This is a genomic window from Aliidiomarina soli (assembly GCF_003986975.1).
Taxonomy (GTDB): Bacteria; Pseudomonadota; Gammaproteobacteria; order Enterobacterales; family Alteromonadaceae; genus Aliidiomarina; species Aliidiomarina soli.
Map to the genome: position 1 here is coordinate 477,648 of NZ_PIPO01000003.1, position 17,091 is coordinate 494,738.

14 protein-coding genes, 2 tRNA genes and 1 pseudogene are annotated in these 17,091 nt (G+C 43.7%); 11 read left to right on the forward strand and 6 right to left on the reverse strand.

Features of this window, described 5'->3' with window-relative positions:
- Positions 1–143: 143 nt before the first annotated feature.
- The 6 genes from CWE14_RS14855 to CWE14_RS08835 all read left to right on the forward strand — a co-directional run bounded on the left by CWE14_RS14855 (position 144) and on the right by CWE14_RS08835 (position 3,789).
- Entirely contained in the window at positions 144–1,673 is a 1,530-nt protein-coding gene (locus CWE14_RS14855) for a DUF1538 domain-containing protein (protein ID WP_126799025.1), read from the forward strand.
- Entirely contained in the window at positions 1,670–2,023 is a 354-nt protein-coding gene (locus tag CWE14_RS08815) for a transcriptional regulator (protein WP_126787666.1), read from the forward strand. The genes CWE14_RS14855 and CWE14_RS08815 overlap by 4 nt, the downstream gene beginning before the upstream one ends.
- Positions 2,024–2,083: 60 nt before the next feature.
- Complete coding sequence (locus CWE14_RS08820) at positions 2,084–2,470, forward strand: CBS domain-containing protein (RefSeq protein WP_126787667.1); 387 nt, start codon at positions 2,084–2,086, stop codon at positions 2,468–2,470.
- 212 nt (positions 2,471–2,682) lie between these two features.
- Positions 2,683–2,756 (forward strand) — tRNA-Cys (locus CWE14_RS08825).
- 53 nt (positions 2,757–2,809) lie between these two features.
- A tRNA-Leu gene (locus CWE14_RS08830) sits at positions 2,810–2,896 on the forward strand.
- Between the two features lie 137 nt (positions 2,897–3,033).
- Entirely contained in the window at positions 3,034–3,789 is a 756-nt protein-coding gene (locus CWE14_RS08835; protein WP_126799026.1) for a hypothetical protein, read from the forward strand.
- 9 nt (positions 3,790–3,798) lie between these two features.
- On the opposite strand, the gene CWE14_RS08840 is transcribed toward CWE14_RS08835, so the two are convergent.
- The 5 genes from CWE14_RS08840 to CWE14_RS08865 all read right to left on the reverse strand — a co-directional run bounded on the left by CWE14_RS08840 (position 3,799) and on the right by CWE14_RS08865 (position 10,586).
- Entirely contained in the window at positions 3,799–4,353 is a 555-nt protein-coding gene (locus CWE14_RS08840; RefSeq protein ID WP_198676560.1) for a tyrosine-type recombinase/integrase, read from the reverse strand.
- Positions 4,338–5,494, reverse strand: a protein-coding gene (locus CWE14_RS08845) for an IS3 family transposase (protein WP_420837102.1) whose coding sequence is annotated in 2 segments (ribosomal slippage) — positions 4,338–5,257 and positions 5,257–5,494 — 1,158 coding nt in all. Because the reading frame shifts where the segments join, the coding sequence is not laid out codon by codon here. The genes CWE14_RS08840 and CWE14_RS08845 overlap by 16 nt, the downstream gene beginning before the upstream one ends.
- A gap of 523 nt (positions 5,495–6,017) precedes the next feature.
- Positions 6,018–8,060: an SMC family protein gene (locus CWE14_RS08850; protein ID WP_126799028.1), complete on the reverse strand. Its 2,043-nt coding sequence runs from the start codon at positions 8,058–8,060 to the stop codon at positions 6,018–6,020.
- Positions 8,061–8,496: 436 nt separating this feature from the next.
- Positions 8,497–9,624: a hypothetical protein gene (locus CWE14_RS08860; protein WP_126799030.1), complete on the reverse strand. Its 1,128-nt coding sequence runs from the start codon at positions 9,622–9,624 to the stop codon at positions 8,497–8,499.
- Positions 9,624–10,586 carry a ComEC/Rec2 family competence protein gene (locus CWE14_RS08865; RefSeq protein WP_126799031.1) on the reverse strand — a complete coding sequence of 321 codons (963 nt, stop codon included), beginning with the start codon at positions 10,584–10,586 and terminating at the stop codon, positions 9,624–9,626. Before CWE14_RS08865 ends, CWE14_RS08860 begins: the two co-directional genes overlap by 1 nt.
- A gap of 532 nt (positions 10,587–11,118) precedes the next feature.
- On the opposite strand from CWE14_RS08865, the gene CWE14_RS08870 reads away from it, so the two are divergent.
- A complete protein-coding gene (locus CWE14_RS08870) occupies positions 11,119–11,553 on the forward strand; it encodes a JAB domain-containing protein (RefSeq protein ID WP_126799032.1) in 435 nt (144 codons plus the stop codon).
- A gap of 141 nt (positions 11,554–11,694) precedes the next feature.
- Positions 11,695–12,238, forward strand: a pseudogene (locus tag CWE14_RS08875) (tyrosine-type recombinase/integrase).
- On the opposite strand, the gene CWE14_RS08880 reads toward CWE14_RS08875, so the two are convergent.
- Positions 12,219–13,229: a hypothetical protein gene (locus CWE14_RS08880; protein WP_126799033.1), complete on the reverse strand. Its 1,011-nt coding sequence runs from the start codon at positions 13,227–13,229 to the stop codon at positions 12,219–12,221. The pseudogene CWE14_RS08875 and the gene CWE14_RS08880 overlap by 20 nt on opposite strands.
- A gap of 750 nt (positions 13,230–13,979) precedes the next feature.
- On the opposite strand from CWE14_RS08880, the gene CWE14_RS08885 reads away from it, so the two are divergent.
- From CWE14_RS08885 to CWE14_RS08895, 3 genes are all read left to right on the forward strand, one after another.
- Complete coding sequence (locus CWE14_RS08885; RefSeq protein ID WP_126799034.1) at positions 13,980–15,026, forward strand: hypothetical protein; 1,047 nt, start codon at positions 13,980–13,982, stop codon at positions 15,024–15,026.
- A gap of 134 nt (positions 15,027–15,160) precedes the next feature.
- Complete coding sequence (locus CWE14_RS08890; RefSeq protein WP_126799035.1) at positions 15,161–16,030, forward strand: BrxR family transcriptional regulator; 870 nt, start codon at positions 15,161–15,163, stop codon at positions 16,028–16,030.
- Between the two features lie 54 nt (positions 16,031–16,084).
- A complete protein-coding gene (locus CWE14_RS08895) occupies positions 16,085–17,077 on the forward strand; it encodes a virulence RhuM family protein/type II toxin-antitoxin system death-on-curing family toxin (RefSeq protein ID WP_241972360.1) in 993 nt (330 codons plus the stop codon).
- Positions 17,078–17,091 lie beyond the last annotated feature (14 nt).

Genomic DNA, 17,091 nt, shown 5'->3' on the forward strand with positions numbered 1-17,091 from the left:
TCATTTGACCAAGCGCAAGATCCAGAGGGGCTGTGTCCGCTAGAATAGCTTTCATCCTATCAGGCGAGTTGTCATCAGTGTGTCGTCAACGTACTCTAGGCTACTGAACAGGGTATTAAAATTAGAACTACGAGGGATCTTGTTTGCCTTTTCTTAAGGACTTTTATCACGCTGTCGTCCACGCGTTACGCAACCTGTTACCTATTGTCATCGTGGTGGCTGTATTCCAGGCGTTGGTGTTGCAACAGATGCCGGATGGGCTGGCAAGTATGGCGCTCGGTTTGCTTATTGTTGCCTTTGGCGTTGCGCTATTTTTGCAGGGACTGGAGCTCAGCATCTTCCCGGTAGGAAAAAGCCTCTCTAACCAATTTGCGCGGCGCGGCTCGCTGCCAATCTTACTGCTGTTTGGTTTTGCCATTGGCTTTTCTGCAGTGATTGCAGAACCCGCTTTAATTGCCGTTGCAGAACAGGCCCAGACCATTAGCGAAGGACGCATCGATGCATTGACGCTGCGTTTACTGGTCGCTACCTCGGTCGGCCTGGTGGTCGCACTCGGTGTGTTACGCACCTTGATGGGATGGCCCATTCACTGGATCATGATCATCGGTTATATGGTGGTTGTGGCGGTGACCTATTTTGCCCCGGAAGAGATTGTCGGCTTAGCCTATGACTCTGGTGGCGTAACCACTAATATTGTCACGGTTCCGCTAATAGCGGCTTTGGGTATTGGCCTGGCGGCATCGATCCGGGGTCGCAACCCGTTAATGGACGGTTTTGGCCTGGTCGCGATGGCGGTGATGGTGCCGATGATCAGCGTGCAGGTTTACGGGATTCTGGTCTACGCCGGGGGCGCGGAAACAGCAGAACTGGTGATTGAGCAGGAAACCGGGAAAACCGGTGGTGCGGTGCAAATGCTACTGGACCTGGCATATATGGTTCGTGACGTCTTGCCGATTATTCTGACCGTACTGTTCTTTCAGTACATCGTGCTCAAGCGAAAACTGAATAATCCGCGCGTGGTTGCACTTGGCTTTGGGCTGGTTATCCTTGGTTTGTATGCCTTTGTGGTCGGACTCAAGCTGGGCCTGTTCCCAATTGGAACCAGCATGGCTGAGCAGCTGATAGGGCTCGGGGCGATCCACTTTGTGTACCTGTTTGCCTTCGCTATCGGCTTCGCCACAACCATGGCTGAACCCGCCTTAATCGCGATAGGGCAACAGGCAGAAGAGGCCGCGCAAGGCCGGGTCAATGGCAACGCGATTCGGATTCTGGTAGCGATAGGTGTGGCTATCGGCATCACCATTGGTGTACACCGGATCATCAGCGGTGACTCGATTCATTATTATATTATGGGCGGCTACACGCTGGTGATTGTGCTGACAATCCTCGCTCCGCGCTACATTGTAGCCCTGGCCTACGACTTAGGCGGCGTCACCACCTCGGAAGTTACAGTACCGCTGGTAACCGCGCTTGGCATCGGTCTGGCGACCCATATCGAAGGACGTAATATACTGATTGATGGCTTTGGTTTAATTGCCTTCGCCTCAATTTTTCCGATTGTAACCGTGATGACGTACGCCATCGTGGCAGACTTTATCGCGCGCCGAAAAGACATAGCTCGAAACGACGCAGTTGAATCAACAAATGACCAAACGAAAGAGGGAAGTGCATGAAGTTTTCAGTATTGGTGGCTATCGTGCCGGAAGAACTAGAACAGGAATCCATTGATGCCGCGCGTGAACACGGCGCAGGCGGCATTACCGTGATGTCAGCCAGAGGTATCAGCAATACGGTTAAGAAAACGTTCTTTGGCCTGACCTATGACGGCAGTCAAAGTGTGCTGGTGATGGTACTGGAGAAAAGCCTCTCCCTTGATGTGCTGAAGTCGTTGCAGAGCATCGTCAACCCGCCGGATAAGGATGACTCCAAAGGGCTGGTGTTCACGCTTGGCCTTGAGCACCTGGCGGGCATCGATATGACGCAGGTCGAGAAATTTGAACAACACGTAAAACAAACACTGTAACTTTAATTCGCAGGGTACAAACTAGTGAACGATTCCAACGAAACCAGAAAGGCAATTGCAATGCAAGTACGTGACGTAATGGTAAAAGACGTGGTCTGTGTCTCGCCTTTCGCCACCATCCGCGAGGCGCTGAGCCTGATGAAACGGCATGACCTTAAATCATTGGTGGTCGACAAGCGAGCTGATCATGATGCCTTTGGATTGATTACTTACACCAACATCATGAAAACCATCATCGCCGAAGAAGGCGATATCGACTTGCTCAACGTCTACGATGTCTGCGCCAAACCTGCGCTGTCAGTCGGCAAAAGCCTTGCTGTTAAGCATGTTGCCGCGATGATGACTGAGCATCGGGTTAAACGCCTGGTGGTTCTTGACGACAACGACCTAGTCGGCTTTATCGCCATGGACGATATTATGGATATTCTGCTTGCCAGCATAGATTAAACTTTGCGACCCGTTGCTTAATAGTTAACCTGTTGAAAAATAGGCTTATTTGCTTAAGCCTAGGACAGAAACTACGAATAATTAGGCACTTGTCGTAAAAGCGTCTGAAAAACGCGCAATCAGTTCGTTTTATTGCAAAAGACTGTTTACAGACCAGCAAGATGGTGGCAGAATTGCGCCCAGCACTGGCACAGAGCCAGTCGAGCTTAACTGGCGGGTTGGCAGAATGGCTATGCAGCGGATTGCAAATCCGTGGATCTCGGTTCGACTCCGGGACCCGCCTCCATTAAGTTGTTAGCCTTCTCAGGCAAGCAACAAAGCTCTATTCCATAAAGTGTCGCCCGGGTGGTGAAATTGGTAGACACAAGGGATTTAAAATCCCTCGCTCGTAAGAGCGTGCCGGTTCAAGTCCGGCCCCGGGCACCATTAACTTATCAATGATAGTCCTCACTAACTATTTGCCTTCGTAGAAGTTCTGTAGAAGATATCTGTAGAAGATGGCATTCTTTTTTCTGTATTAATCGATAAGATAAAGCGACCTTTTTTACTAGAGCGAGAGCCGCTTGCCCACTAGCCAACAAATCAAATCTGCTTTAGCACCAGCTCAACTCGCTGCTAACTATTTCACTCACCCACTGTTTATCCAGAACGATAAAGGCGTCCGGCAGCTGCTTGCGTCGGGGATAATTTTGCGCTTTGAGCGAGCTTACTATCTAATTACCGCTTCTCATGCTTTAAAGCAGGCTGTCAGCCACGGCCACAGCCTCGAGATAGCAGGGCATAGCAGCTATTTAAACGTTGCTGGTCGCTATGTTACCTCAGAAGCTCTTAAGGGCTCGGATCATTTTGATATTGCCTTCATTGAACTAACTAGCGATTTTATTATTAAAAATAAATTGGCATATTTGTGTTCAGAGCAATGTGAGCAATGGGAGTCCTTAAACAGTGTAGCGTTGGCTTTCATTCATGGCTTCCCGATTTCGAGGAATCGAAAGCCTAATGCTTTCAATGGAGGAGGACCCTTGCGGATTTCGGGGTTTGGCTACGCTGGAAAGCTATTAGACAAAGAAGTGTTATTCAAACAGTTTAATAAAGACATCACAATGCATTCGTGCCTATCCTACGGAAATAATCCAGATAAAAACAAGCCGCTAAAACCTCGTGGACTTAGCGGTGGGGGTCTTTGGTTAATGCCTGACTGGGACAAACCAAATGAAATTTGGTTAGACTCTATTGTGATAGAGTACCATGACTCAAAGAGGGTGGTTTTCGGAACAAAATTGTCTCGTGTTCTACATTTTATAAAAGACAAAATATAACCCTTTAGCTTATGTTTTAGTTTTTGCGTTGTTAGTAATTAAGCTTTTTAAGTTGTTGGCATCTACTGTCGGCACCACCTCAACCTTTCGGTCATACCTAGCAGCCTGTCCAGGCGTTTTATGTCCACTAATCCGCTGCTTGTCATGCAAGGTCCCCTCAACGTCACTAATTCCTTTAGCCTTCAAGTCATGAAAAGTGAAATCAAGCGGGTAGCCGGTCTGCTCACGAGCTGCAGCTCTGGCAGCTGACCAGCGGGTGCGGAATCCGTCGGCCGTGTAATGGCCACCATCAGGCTTACTGATCACATACGCTGACACGACCTTCTGATTGGTCACTAATGTTTGTGATAGCTTAATTGCAGCACGCAGGCGAGGGGACCAGGCTTTGATCTGAGCTTTACCGGTTTTGCCTTGTTTAATGTAAATTCCTTCTTCAAGAATCTGGTCTTTGCGCATGCCAAGTACGTCCGAGAACCGGGCGCAGCAGAGGTATGCAATCTCCATGGCGACGCGCACTACTGGTGGCGCGACGGCATACTGAATCGCCACTAGTTCACTAGACACTCAGTAGCCACTTTTTCAAATCGTTTTTCATACTCTACTGGCGATAGCTGATCATTAAAACCATGGCGGCGTTTTACGTTGTAGAACATCTCGATGTAGTCGAAGATATCGCGCCTGGCATCATCCCGGTTTGAGTACACTTTTCGTTTAATTCGCTCTCGTTTCAGCAGCTGGAAGAAGCTCTCAGCCACCGCATTGTCGTGACAGTTGCCGCGACGGCTCATACTACCTTCCAGGTTGTTGCTTTTAAGGAATGTGCTCCAATCGTGGCTGGTGTATTGGCTGCCTTGATCAGAGTGGACCGTGACTGTTTCTTTAGGGTTTCGTCGCCACACAGCCATCAGCAATGCGTCTAACACGAGCTCTTTGGTCATACGCTGTTGCATTGACCAGCCGATGACGCGCGTTGAGAACAAGTCGACCACCACCGCCAGATACAGCCAGCCTTCGTGAGTTCTGATATACGTGACATCAGTTACCCAGGCCTGATCAGGCTTGTCGGTGCTGAACTCCCGGTTAAGCTTATTCGGCGATACGACATGCACATCACCTCCACGATGGCGCGGCTTGTTGTACCCGACCTGCGCCTTGATTTTATTGAGTTTCATCAGGCGATGAACGCGGTTAATCCCAATGGTTTCGCCGTATTCACGCATGTCGCTGTATATTTTGCGGTAGCCATAGACACCGCCTGATTCAAGCCAGAATTGCTTAATCAGGCCGGCTTGACGTATGTCACGCTTCTGACGCTTTGAACGAGGATTCTTAAGCCATGCATAGAACCCACTCGGATTTACTTCCAGAAGTCGGCACAGCTTGCGTACTGGCCAGCAGTCCTTGTGCTCTTTGATAAAGGCGTACCTTAGTCGGACTGCTTCGCGAAGTACGCCGCGGCTTTTTTTAGAATGTCACGCTCTTCTGTGACGCGCTGGAGCTCTTTGCGTAGTCGCTTCAGCTCGGACTGCTCTTCATTACGGCTCTTATTTGCCTCAGCATCCGGGCCAAACTTCTTAACCCAGGCATAAAGGCTGTGAGTTGAAACATCCAGCCGCTTGGAAACATCAGCAACCGAATGACCTCGGTCGGTGATCTGGCGGACTGCTTCAATTTTAAATTCATCGGGGTATCGTTTGTTGGTCATAAGCACCTCTTTATATGCCATTATCTATGGCTACGAGGTGTCTAGCAAATCAGTGGCGATTCATGTCGTAAGTTGCTGACTAGCATAGGAATATCAGACCATGTTGCTGAGCGGTGCTTAAACCAAGGGCTCAAGAGTTTGAAAGGGATTTATGGTCGGCATGACTACTTTGATGATTAAAGGAAATCTTAGCTAAGTTGGCTAATGCTTTGACAGTTTTTATGAAAATAGAATTTCAGAACCCTTAATAGGTAGCTAGTCATAATAACGCTACCTACCAGGCGTAACTAATTATAATCCTTTACTAAAGCTGGATGGTTTAGGATTTGCCAAGCGGACAGGTTACTATTGCTAACGCAACCCGAACAGTAATACCTAATATTTAAACACAGGAAGCATCAAGACGCTTGTGTTATGTGTAGGCCCTAGATGGGAACCCAATGAACTAGATAACACTAAAAGACATCAATATATTCATTCTAGAGAGTATTCTCCTTGCAAGGAGGCAGATTGAAAAAAATAATTAAATCTCTGATACCAGCTTATGCCCATCAGCGTCGATTTCAATCTTGTTATAGTTGACTAAGTCTTGGGTAAGCTCTTTTATAGTTATATCGTGCTCGATTTTATCTTCATCATAACCTTTATTGACCTTTGATATTGCATATATCAACTGATAATTGTTCAATTTCTCGGAGGCTTTTAACAATGCTTTCATGGATTCAACACTCATTGCGTGTTGTCCAGGCTCATCAAATATTAGGATACCAGGATGTACTTTGGATTCGCTCATCAGAGCTAAATAAAAGGCCCATTCAGCCCTAATAAAGTCACTTGCAGAGGATGCTAAGCGTATGGACTGATGACTTCCTGCGGAAGCATTAAAAACGCTTGGAAAAATCTTATGCGGTGCGTTATCTCTAATATTCACTTTATTGATATAGTTGCTTGTATAGTGAAACTGCTTCAAGTATTTTCTGAACTTACTTTGAAGCATTCCTATTTTTATTTCATCGTTACTCGATTGCTTAGAAATATCCCGTATGGCAAGATCTATATTAATGATGTCCGTATTTATCTTGTTTATCGATTCTTTGAATTTATCAAACTCTGTATCAAGGTAACTTATGCTTTCAAGAAAATTTGTGTTAATCAATTCCGCATGAACTTGCGACCGATAAAGATCTTTATCAAAGCTAGAATTAAGATCTCTATCTATGTTAGATATTTCAGTTTTAGTTTCTAGAATAAGAGATTCGTAATAATTGCAGTTCTTGAAGTAATCTTCTTCGAAACTTGAAAAGCTATCTAAATAGCTACTTATCATTGATATCTTACTACCAATAAAGGCCAAGGAATTCTCATAGTCTGATCTCGAAATTTCATGATTCAAAAACTCTATATTGATGTCGCTATCACAAAGTGGACAGCTTTCAGAATCTGAGAGCTCAGTTAACAATTCACCAACCTTTTTAGCGCCAACTATATTTGAACGTTCTTCATGAAGCCTTGTGAGGTGTTGTTTGTAGCTTTCCACCTTAAATTTCTCTGTGGAATAGGCTCGATCCAAAGACGCCTTCACTCGGTTAAGCTTAAGTAACCTAATTTTTAAATCTTTTCTGCGTGAATTTTGCTCTGTCAAGTCTTTCCTTTTTTCAACTTCCCTATTCTGCTTTCTTAATTTGTTTAATTTATCTTGTGTATTTCTTTTAACTAACTCAATGTTCAGCCATTCAGATTCAACGTTAACCTTGAGTGAGAGGTTTTTCAAAGAGTCAATTTTATGCTTTTCGAACTTTTGATTAAGTCCGTTGGCTTTATATGACAAAGAATAGTCGAGACGTTCAAAGTTTTTCATTTCCATATCCCAACGCTCAATTAAAACATCGCGTTTAGATTTTAAGTCGTCTTTCTCTATATCAAACTCTAAGCATTCAAGTGATAAGAGATATTCCACGAGTTTTCTTTTGGCGTATTTAATGTTAAACGAGGGCATCTGAGCCATAAAATCTGACCACCCCTTAGTCTGCTCGATAAAGCAGCCGGAAAAAACATTTTGTAAGTAAAGCGAGTTTTTATTAGTTTCGACATCTTTCGGTAGATCAATGTCTAGAAACAATTGCAGCCAGTTGTAGAATCCTCTTTTGTTCGTATGATCTTGCTTCGCGTGAAGAAAAAAGGTCTGTAACTTGCCATCTTGATCAATTTTAATTTTGTTCTTATCAGCTGGGTTATGGCATACGGCTTCTCTTTGTAGGAGAGCTACATCACCTTTGCTATTTTCTATTTCTAGAAATACCGTCGATTGACTTACGGTGTAAGTGTGGTTTTTATAAGTGAATTCACTGGTGATACACTTGTCTAGCAGGCTACTCTTTGCAGTGCTCATACCTAGCAACTGCTCCATTCCAAGGTTATAGTAAATACAAGACAATATACTTGATTTTCCGGATGAGTTTTCACCAGTAATTATATTTAATCCATTACAGAAGTTAAATTTAAATCCAAAAATCTTGTCGCTTTGAGTAACATGGATTTTGGATGAGACATTATTTATCTTTAGCATGGAAAAATAACCTTAGAATTTTTAAACATTTTGGTGGATGAAGCAAGCGCGAGCTCCCTAGCTTTACTGTCAATTGACGCTAGTTCCTCGATATTTCTTATTGATTCTACCTTCGATCTACCTTTGTCAGTTAGAGAGTATCTAACTTTCCCACTGTCGTTAGATTGTTCGACTATTTCATTTCTAGAAAGCACGATCAACTTGTTCTTTAGTTCCTTATCAATGCTCCATGGTGGAATGGTAAGCTTTGGGAATCCATTAAAAGTTCTATCGCATATTAACAGGTCAAATAAAAAATGTAGTTTATCTAGGTAGATATAATCAGCTGCTTTAGATGTAGAGTGGTCTATTAATAAAATTATAGAGGCTACCTGGAATCCACTTAAGTCTCTGAGTGATATAAAGCTATTATACGACTTTTTTTCAATAAAAATTTTCATTTTTTTTCAAACCTTAAGTGGCATACTGCCATCCATGTTGCAACATCATATTGTGCAATTTTTCTCAAGTCTGTTTTCTTCAACTTGAATTCACTTAAGTCACTAGTTACAACTTCAAGGTGTTCATTAGATATCACTGTATAATGCTGATGAGCTTCATGCTTACTATTAACGTATTTTAGCATTTGGTCACGTTCTGCAGTAATTTTTACGTCTTTATAGCTTTCGTTGAGCGTAGAATCCCGCTGTATTACCCTTTTTAGACACTCATCTCCGATCATTATTTTTTCAAGTTCTTTCGGAAGTTGATCTATATATTTTTCACCAAAAATTGTTTCTAGCTTGGTTTCAAGATTATTATATAGCTTTTCGTTTCCTGGGGTGCTTCTCCATTTTTCCACCCATTTACTAAACGTTTCTTTATCAATAATATTTCTATTAAATGATATTAACTGTTGATTTAGATCAAACTCCGTATGCGGAGTGATTTCAAGATTTTCTATGATTTCTTTTAAAGGCTCTAGGCCTCTCATATCAACAAAGTTGTTAACGCCAGAGTTCGGGATTTTATCTATAAGCCCATGGAAAACGAGTGAGTCATTGTGCGTACATAGCAAGCCAGGACTTCCTGAGATACCTTCCATTGCGTCAGGTCCATGCGTATCAGCGCCGAAGTGATTAAACGTGCTATTTGGTACTCTATATCTACACATATTCCCATTGAGTTGGTCACTGAAATTTATGCTTTCAATGAAGAATGCTTCTGGCAGCATCTCTGCCTTTACATAGGAGATAGATAGCAAGCTATGACTTATTATAGGGCCTGTAATTTTAACTTCTTTGAGGGCATCAACTGGAAAATCTTGAAGTATGTACACTGCTAGGTCATTTTTTTTTGAAAAATTAAGATCTGATACTAGTGTTTGATTAGGAATGGGTTGGTTTTTAACGTCGCATATTTGTAAATCTCTTAATTCTTTGAATTCACTACCATAAACGACATGTCCGGCTGTTATGCAATAAGCTTCACGCTCTACTGAAATGATGAACCCACAACCTACGTGCAGCCCTTCATACTTAAAAGTTACGAAATTTGATTTTATATTTTGTTTAAGTATATTCATTATAGGCTCATCACTTTTGCGTGTATAATGTTGACTTTCATTTTAGGAGGTGGGTTTTTAATTTTAATTCTATTAACCACTCGACTATAATTAAAGTAAATATTACACTCGCTGTACCCGAAAGAGGCACAAGTTCTTATGATCCTCACTAAGGTTTCTGCATGAGGATGCCCGTAGTGTCGTGGTCCGTTAGTCGAAATGATAAATTTGTTACATTTTAATTTCTCCAGAAGTTTTATACTAGTATTGTACTTACTTCCATGGTGAGATATTTTGACTACGTCGAAAGGTTGCCGCGTAGTTATTTTTTTAGATATATCAGATGGCAAAGTATCTGATAAAAAAAGTGCTCTTTTTTTGTTATAAGTAATAATAAACGCTGCTGAAGAAGAATTTATTATGTCCCCACTAGAATCTTCGCTTGGTTCATCTGGTTCAATCGAGCAATCTACTTCAATTATACTACTTGTGACAAGACCAGGATCGGCGTATTTCACCCAACAGAAATGCAGTTTATCAAGCAGATCAGGGTCGGGTCCTAATACTTGGATCTCGATTTCCTCAAACTTCAATAATTTATCGCTTGTTATTTGATGAGTTTTGTATCCATTCTTTTCAAGAAATACCTTCAGGTTATCACCGTCTTGAAAAGTGACCCGCCCATTCGTGTTCCGTTTGATAGGAATCGAGCTCGGATGGTTTATCAAGATAGGGACGTCAGTGGCGACTGTTTCTTTGTTATGTGTGAATAGCTTTAATATTCCCCCTATATGATCTCTATCTGTATGGGTGACGAATATACTTTTGAGTCTCTGTGAAGGCTCTGTAGTTAGAAAGCGCTTAATTTGCTTAGCTACTGCGGCTGTACCACCATCAATGATGAAACGGTTTGCCCCACAATCGACGATAAAGGCATCACCTGTTTTTGCTTCAAGCAAGTGAATTCTAAAATTAGTATTCATAGAGATTTGACGCTAATCCTCGCACACACGGAGAAATATCCGTGTCCCACGCATAATCTGGCGTCGCACCAGTAGCTACAGGATTACTAAGCGCTCTAAGAGCGAGAGACTTTGTGGCTTGTTGTGTATTCATAGCAAATCCTTTTTATGAAAAGCACCATAGATCGTATGGTACCATTATGTTGATTTTTTGATAAGCACAATCAGTTATAACAACTCGTTGATATCGCATTGTTTCTTTTATTCTTCCTAGAAGCTAACCTTCAATTCTTATGTAAACTCAAGCTTTTGAGTCTCCGATTAACGTTACCGGCTTAGGGAAGCTCCCCATCGTTTATAAGTTTATATATTGATGTTTTTCATAAATCTGGCATGTCTTTTACTTGTGGTAGTTTGATAAATTTCATGTAGGGATCTCCTCTTGTCCAGAGGATTGCCAACTCCTGTAGAAAAAAATGCAGACGCCGATTCAACCAAATTTGAAACGCATATCACGACTGTGCATTAGCTCAACAAAGCAGAGGAGGACGCTATGCACAGTGCAGTAAACAGTCGTGACCTACTTAAATGGTCAGTGATAGCAATCAAAGCAGTCTCTTTGGCAGCAGTGGTGATCCCGAGACTTAAACGAACCTGGGATGAAGAGGTTCAGCGCCAGCCTAAACACTTACCACCTATCCCAACTGGTCAATTTGGCCTGCTGCTGCTTGATGAGCATGGAAGTGTCATCAGCACACATCGATTTAGTCGGCTTGAAGTCAGAGTCGGGTACGTGAATAAGCCAGCAGTGCAAAAGGCGGTGTTAAGTGCTGGGGCAGACTCGGCAGTGATGACTTATGAATCACCTGGCTTAATGATTGATAAACCCAAAGACTATCGAGATGTGATACGAGAGCTTTTCGATGCACTCGCTGAGATCGACGTTCGGCTACTTAATCGTGGTCTAGTCGATGTAGAACACCCATAACAGCGCCTAAGTTCCCAAATTAGCATTTTGGGAACACTGGAAGCCTTTAAAGCCGGGGACGGATGAGCAAAACCGGCTTTGAAGTTCCCGTTTTTGTGTTTTATGACAAAAAGGGAACACAACATGCCTGAAGTATAAGCTGTGAAGAATTTAGATACGGTGAAGCTGGTTAGTCATTTGTTGACGCGCACCTACGGTCAGCAGATGGCAGATATTTGGAATGTGGGTCTGAACCTGGCGCTTCGGATCTCTGATCTTTTGTCGGTGAAGTCCTCTGATATCCAGGGGGATAGGTTAACAATGCGTGAGGGTAAGACTGGCAAGCTAGCGACGATTAAACTCAACGATAAAGCGAAAGCGATCCTCGAGCGTATTCGCATCGAAAACCCCGATCACGTGTACTTGTTTTAATCCTCTCGAAATCGCTGGTCACTGAACAAAGGGCCAAAGCCTTTAAGTCGTCGGTATGTCTCAAGGGCCATAGCGTCAATTGGGGAGGAAAGTAGGGTTACCGCTCGGCACGCACTCTATGCGCAAGACATGGGGTTACCATCTGTATAAGAACACCCGTGACATCTCCAGGGTGATGGAAATGCTACTTCATGGCTCTGAGTCGGTGACCTTACGTTACATTGGGATCACTCAGGATGATGTTGACCGAGACTCTATCGAGCTAGAGCTGTGACTCTCCTGTAAGTCGCTTTGATATATTTTCTAAGAGTGTGAAAGCGCGAAAATCCACTCTCGTCGTAACTTGGCAGTTGTTTTGCGGTGTAGATGTCTAGGAAAGGAAGACTCAGCGGATATTGTCTTTCACGGAGAATCGCTTGGGCTTGTTCAATGTTTTTGTGTAGGAGCGCAGCAATTTGTTGAGTTTGCTCCACAGCAAGTTCGGGTGGCTTCTCCGTTAATCCGTGTTTAAGTACCACTATGCTTATATAGCTCGGTGTAAGGAAGTGCACATTGAGGGCAATAAAATCCTTTTCTAAACTCTCGAACCTGAGATTGATCGGTTCAGAGCTAGCTTGCAAATTGATCAATACCCCATCACCATTAAAGGCCATGCTTTCCAGTGGCGTTGACTTAGTGGGTAGCCTTGCTTCGCAACCTATTCGAATCGTTAACCCAAAGCATTTTAATGTCTTCCAGAGTATATAAAAAAACGTTAGGGTTACGTGGATAAGCAAAATCAAAAGAATAGCGTCTTTTTCTTGTCCGCTACTACTAAATAAGTTCATCAGGTATAAAGGGACCGAAAATCCTACGCTTAAGAATAAGCTAAAAAGACCAACTAATTTGAAACTCCCACCTTCAGCGATATGTTTTCTAGCAGATAAGCCCGGGTTCGATATTAGCTCCTTTCGAAAAACCGCTGCACAGTAGACACCTGTCAGCATGGTAACCGCTACCGCTATGTTAAACACTGCTAACTCTGCATACATTAGCGATGAGAACGCAGCTTCTGCTATTACAGTGGATATATGCACCGCCAATGCTGAGTGAAAACCGGATATGAACGCTAAAATAGAGATCACTATCGTTGAGCGATGCACTCTTCTTTTTTTTCGCGATAGGAGGTCAAGATTGTTTTTGATGAGAGTTGTTAAAACGATAAACCCTAAAGCTGTGAATATCCCCCAGAACGTATGGGTGTTATCGAAATCGAGACTAAACAATCAAAACCTCCGATATTAATAAGGCAATTAATTTAAAGAAAACTCGAAGAGTGCTCTTACTAGCTAAATTGCGATCTCTGTCAATGAGCTTTGTTCATCAGTTTCTTCAGTCGCATTAGCGTCTCTTTACACTCAGTTTTATTATACTTATTGGGTACGATAGGCTTCTTGAAGTCAGGTACACGATAAAATACTTCATAATCTTGCTTAGCAAGAGCTTCGACCGAGAGCATCTGTACATCAATGACAGCCAAACTCTTTCTCCTTCAAACCTGCCTTGATTACGTCTGAAAACGTTACTTACTTCTGTATATTCAGGCTAGTTAAGAAGTTAATATCCCAAGGCTTGAGCGGTTGGTCAAGCTTTTGTCTACTAAAGGTTATCGCTAAAAATTAGCCGTGCGGGTTAGAAATTTTGGGACGCAATCAAATCAATAGTATCCACGCTGGGTAACCCCACGGACGCATAATGGGGTCACGTTGTCTCGATTCAACAAATATTAAGACCTATATCACAGGTGTGCATAAGCCATTGATAAGGAGCGCGAACATGCACACTACAGATAGATTTGAGGCCATGGTATGCAATGAGCCGACTCAAGCCTACATCATGGAATAAAAAGCTAGGCGGGGATTTTCTCTTGATCTCTACATAGACTTGTGGTAATGAAATTTAGGTTGGCGAATAATCTACAACCCGCTTGTCGCGATTTTTTAGCAAGTTCAAGTTGAAAATACAGAGGGAAACGTATGAAAATCAGATTTTTATCGTTGTCTGGTCTATTTTTCGCCAGTATTGCTTTTGCTGAAACCGCGGTCATATGTGAAAACTGTAGTACGGAATCTGCTGCAGAATCCTTCGCAAAGTCGAACGCGAACAACCTTCAATGTTCGTCGGAATTTGGACCCGATATGACATGCCAATCTATCAACAAAGTAATTACCTTTGTTGATTCCAATTCAGGGCAGGCGTATAAATACAACGTGTTCCACGAAAGAGATTTCCCATGGAGTGTGCAAGCTGAAAGAATACCTCTTTCGTCAGATAGAGAAGAGTCATTTCGAATATTAATGAAGTTTGTCAGGGATTCAAATAGTGCGATAACGGAAGCCTCTGCTGATATTCATGAAATATTGGGCTCGTTTAACATCAGTTCATCTAGTGCCAATAGGTCGGCAAATTCTGACAGTGCTTGTCCGACAGACACGGCTTTAAGTGCTCTTACAAATCCAAACACTTTAGATTCTATTCAAAATAGAGCCGCGATCGAAATCGGGACAAACCTGATAAGTAAAAATAACGACCTGAATTTAAACCCAGTAAAAATCGACAGAAGCTATTCATTAAGTTTTTTGGGTTTAACCAGCTCAATCTTGGCAGACAGCGCCTCAAGAGATCCGTCTTTTATCGTGACGTTTGATGAGTCGGAAAGACCGGGGTCGAGGAAAGACTTCTTCGCTTATCAAGTAAGCATACTAGGGTTTGATGAACAAAATCTTCCAATTATGAATTTCAACCTTTTGGGCGCTTCGCAAGTTGCTGGATATAGACTAGAAAACCTATCAGGTAGCAACGGGTCCTTGGCAATTGAGAATGAATGTGTCAAGGAGAGGCTCGAAGAGGCGGTAAATAACGGCGTCCTAACGCCAGCTGTAAACCTGGGTGGCTCAGCAGGTGGCGAGCCAGCTCCTCCTCCCCCAGGCCCTGGTTGGACGTTCCCTACGAGCGGTGGATGCCAGATAGTTGACTTTTATCAAGGTGGGACGTTGTTGTATACATTTAGGGTTTGTAGTTAGGTCACTCCCGAATGAAGTTTGCCACTACACGTTTGAGGCAAAACGTTTCATGCCCTCTATGAGGGTTTTACACCCCACCCAAAATCACCCACACTAGGTTCATAGTAATTTGAATTCAGGAATAGTAGTGGACCATGCTGGACGATCTTTCTTACGCTCAAAAACAGCGCCTCGCGTACATTGATTTTTGCTTATTGTTTAAAGGCTCACTGTGCCGCATTGATTTGGTAGAAAAGTTCGCGGTAGGGCTGTCCGCAGGCTCGCGTGACTTTAATCTCTATAAAGAGCTGGCCCCTGACAATCTCAGCTATGACGTTAAGCTGAAACGCTATTTCCAGACTGCAGAATTCAAACCGCTTTTCGAGCATGACGCGCAGCGCACTCTCGCGAAACTGGCGAATAATATTTCGGATGGGTTTGATGCTATCGGCGATGTGACATACCCGGTTGAGCCTGCGTCGAACTTGAACGTGCCGAATATCTTTTTAGTGGCCAAAGTGGTGCAGGCCACACTGAATAAATTCGCAGTCGAGATTGAGTACACGTCGCTGACCAGCGGCAACGACAAACGGGTTATTGTCCCGCATTCGATTGTCGATAACGGGCTGCGCTGGCATGTTCGTGCGTTTGATCGGAAATCAGAAAGCTTTCGCGATTTTGTTTTAACCCGCATTCATAAAGTGAATCGAGCAACTGAGGCGAAGCCGTTTGAAAGCCCTGAGGCTGACTATGAATGGAATCGCATCATTACCTTGCAGTTTGAGCCACACCCCAACAACATCAAATACCCGGCCGCGATAGAACTCGATTATGGAATGCAAAACGGCATGTCCGAAGTCAACGTGCGCGCGGCGATGGTCGGGTACCTGCTCAGACGCTGGAATGTCGATTGCACCGAAAACGCAGAGCTAACCGGCCCGGAATTTCAGCTCTGGTTACGCAACCGTCATAGCTTAATGAATACCAGTAACCTGGCGATAGCGCCGGGGTATAAGGTGGCTTGATAGTGTAAGGAATGATTGATGGTTTAACGCAGCGTGGTTCAGGGAAGAGGGGAGATGATGACTACACAGCAGATTAAATTATTTACCAGCGCGGATGGAAAAGCGCAGCTCGAAGTTTCCTTGGATGAGGATACAGTTTGGTTGAATCAAAGTCAGATGGCTGAGCTATTTAACACCTCAAGCGATAACGTTAGTTTGCACCTGAAAAATGTCTATCAGGACGGTGAGCTCGTAGAGGATTCAACTACCGAGGATTTCTCGGTAGTTCGTCAGGAGGGTCGACGCCAGGTCCGTCGGAACATAAAACATTACAATCTCGATGCGATCATTTCAGTGGGTTACAGGGTTAGTTCAAAGCGTGCCACTCAGTTTCGTCAATGGGCCACTCGGGTTCTGAAAAATCACCTGATTCAGGGCTACACTCTTAACCAGCGGCGCCTGCTCGAACGCGGCATTGAGTTTGAGCAAGCCGTTAACCTTCTTAGTCGCACCCTGACTAATCAAGCATTAGTTTCTGACGAAGGCGAAGCTGTTGCCGCTGTTATCAGCGATTACGCGCGTTCATGGAGCTTACTGCAAGGGTATGATGAACAGGAGCTTGCTGAGATTTCGGCGAAACAGTCGGACATGAGACCTATGGACTTAGAGCAAGCCACGAAAGCTATTCAATCGCTAAAAGAGAGACTAATAGACAAGGGAGAAGCTACAGCTCTGTTTGGGCAGTTACGCGGCGATGGACTGGCTTCTTCAATCGCCACCATCGAACAAGGTTTTGCAGACGAGCTGTTTTACCCCAACATTGCGAGTAGAGCGGCGCACCTTTTGTATTTTGTAATTAAGAACCACCCGCTGGCCGACGGCAACAAGCGCTCCGGCTCATTTTTGTTTTTGTGGTATTTGCGAATGAATCAACATTTGCTGGCCAGGCGCGTAGAGCAGTTGATCAATGACAACACCCTGGTTGCAGAGAGTTTACCTGAGCAGAAAGCATTGATGATTCGGTTGGTGGAGCATTTTATTTTATTGAAAGAGCCCAGCAGTAGGTAGGTTGCACACGCGCT

Coding starts and splice junctions, on each gene's coding strand:
- CWE14_RS08815 (WP_126787666.1), top strand. CDS start 1,670: ATGAAGTTTTCAGTATTGGTGGCTATCGTGCCGGAAGAACTAGAACAG.
- CWE14_RS08820 (WP_126787667.1), top strand. CDS start 2,084: ATGCAAGTACGTGACGTAATGGTAAAAGACGTGGTCTGTGTCTCGCCT.
- CWE14_RS08850 (WP_126799028.1), bottom strand. CDS start 8,060: ATGCTAAAGATAAATAATGTCTCATCCAAAATCCATGTTACTCAAAGC.
- CWE14_RS08860 (WP_126799030.1), bottom strand. CDS start 9,624: ATGAATATACTTAAACAAAATATAAAATCAAATTTCGTAACTTTTAAG.
- CWE14_RS08865 (WP_126799031.1), bottom strand. CDS start 10,586: ATGAATACTAATTTTAGAATTCACTTGCTTGAAGCAAAAACAGGTGAT.
- CWE14_RS08870 (WP_126799032.1), top strand. CDS start 11,119: ATGCACAGTGCAGTAAACAGTCGTGACCTACTTAAATGGTCAGTGATA.
- CWE14_RS08885 (WP_126799034.1), top strand. CDS start 13,980: ATGAAAATCAGATTTTTATCGTTGTCTGGTCTATTTTTCGCCAGTATT.
- CWE14_RS08890 (WP_126799035.1), top strand. CDS start 15,161: ATGCTGGACGATCTTTCTTACGCTCAAAAACAGCGCCTCGCGTACATT.
- CWE14_RS08895 (WP_241972360.1), top strand. CDS start 16,085: ATGATGACTACACAGCAGATTAAATTATTTACCAGCGCGGATGGAAAA.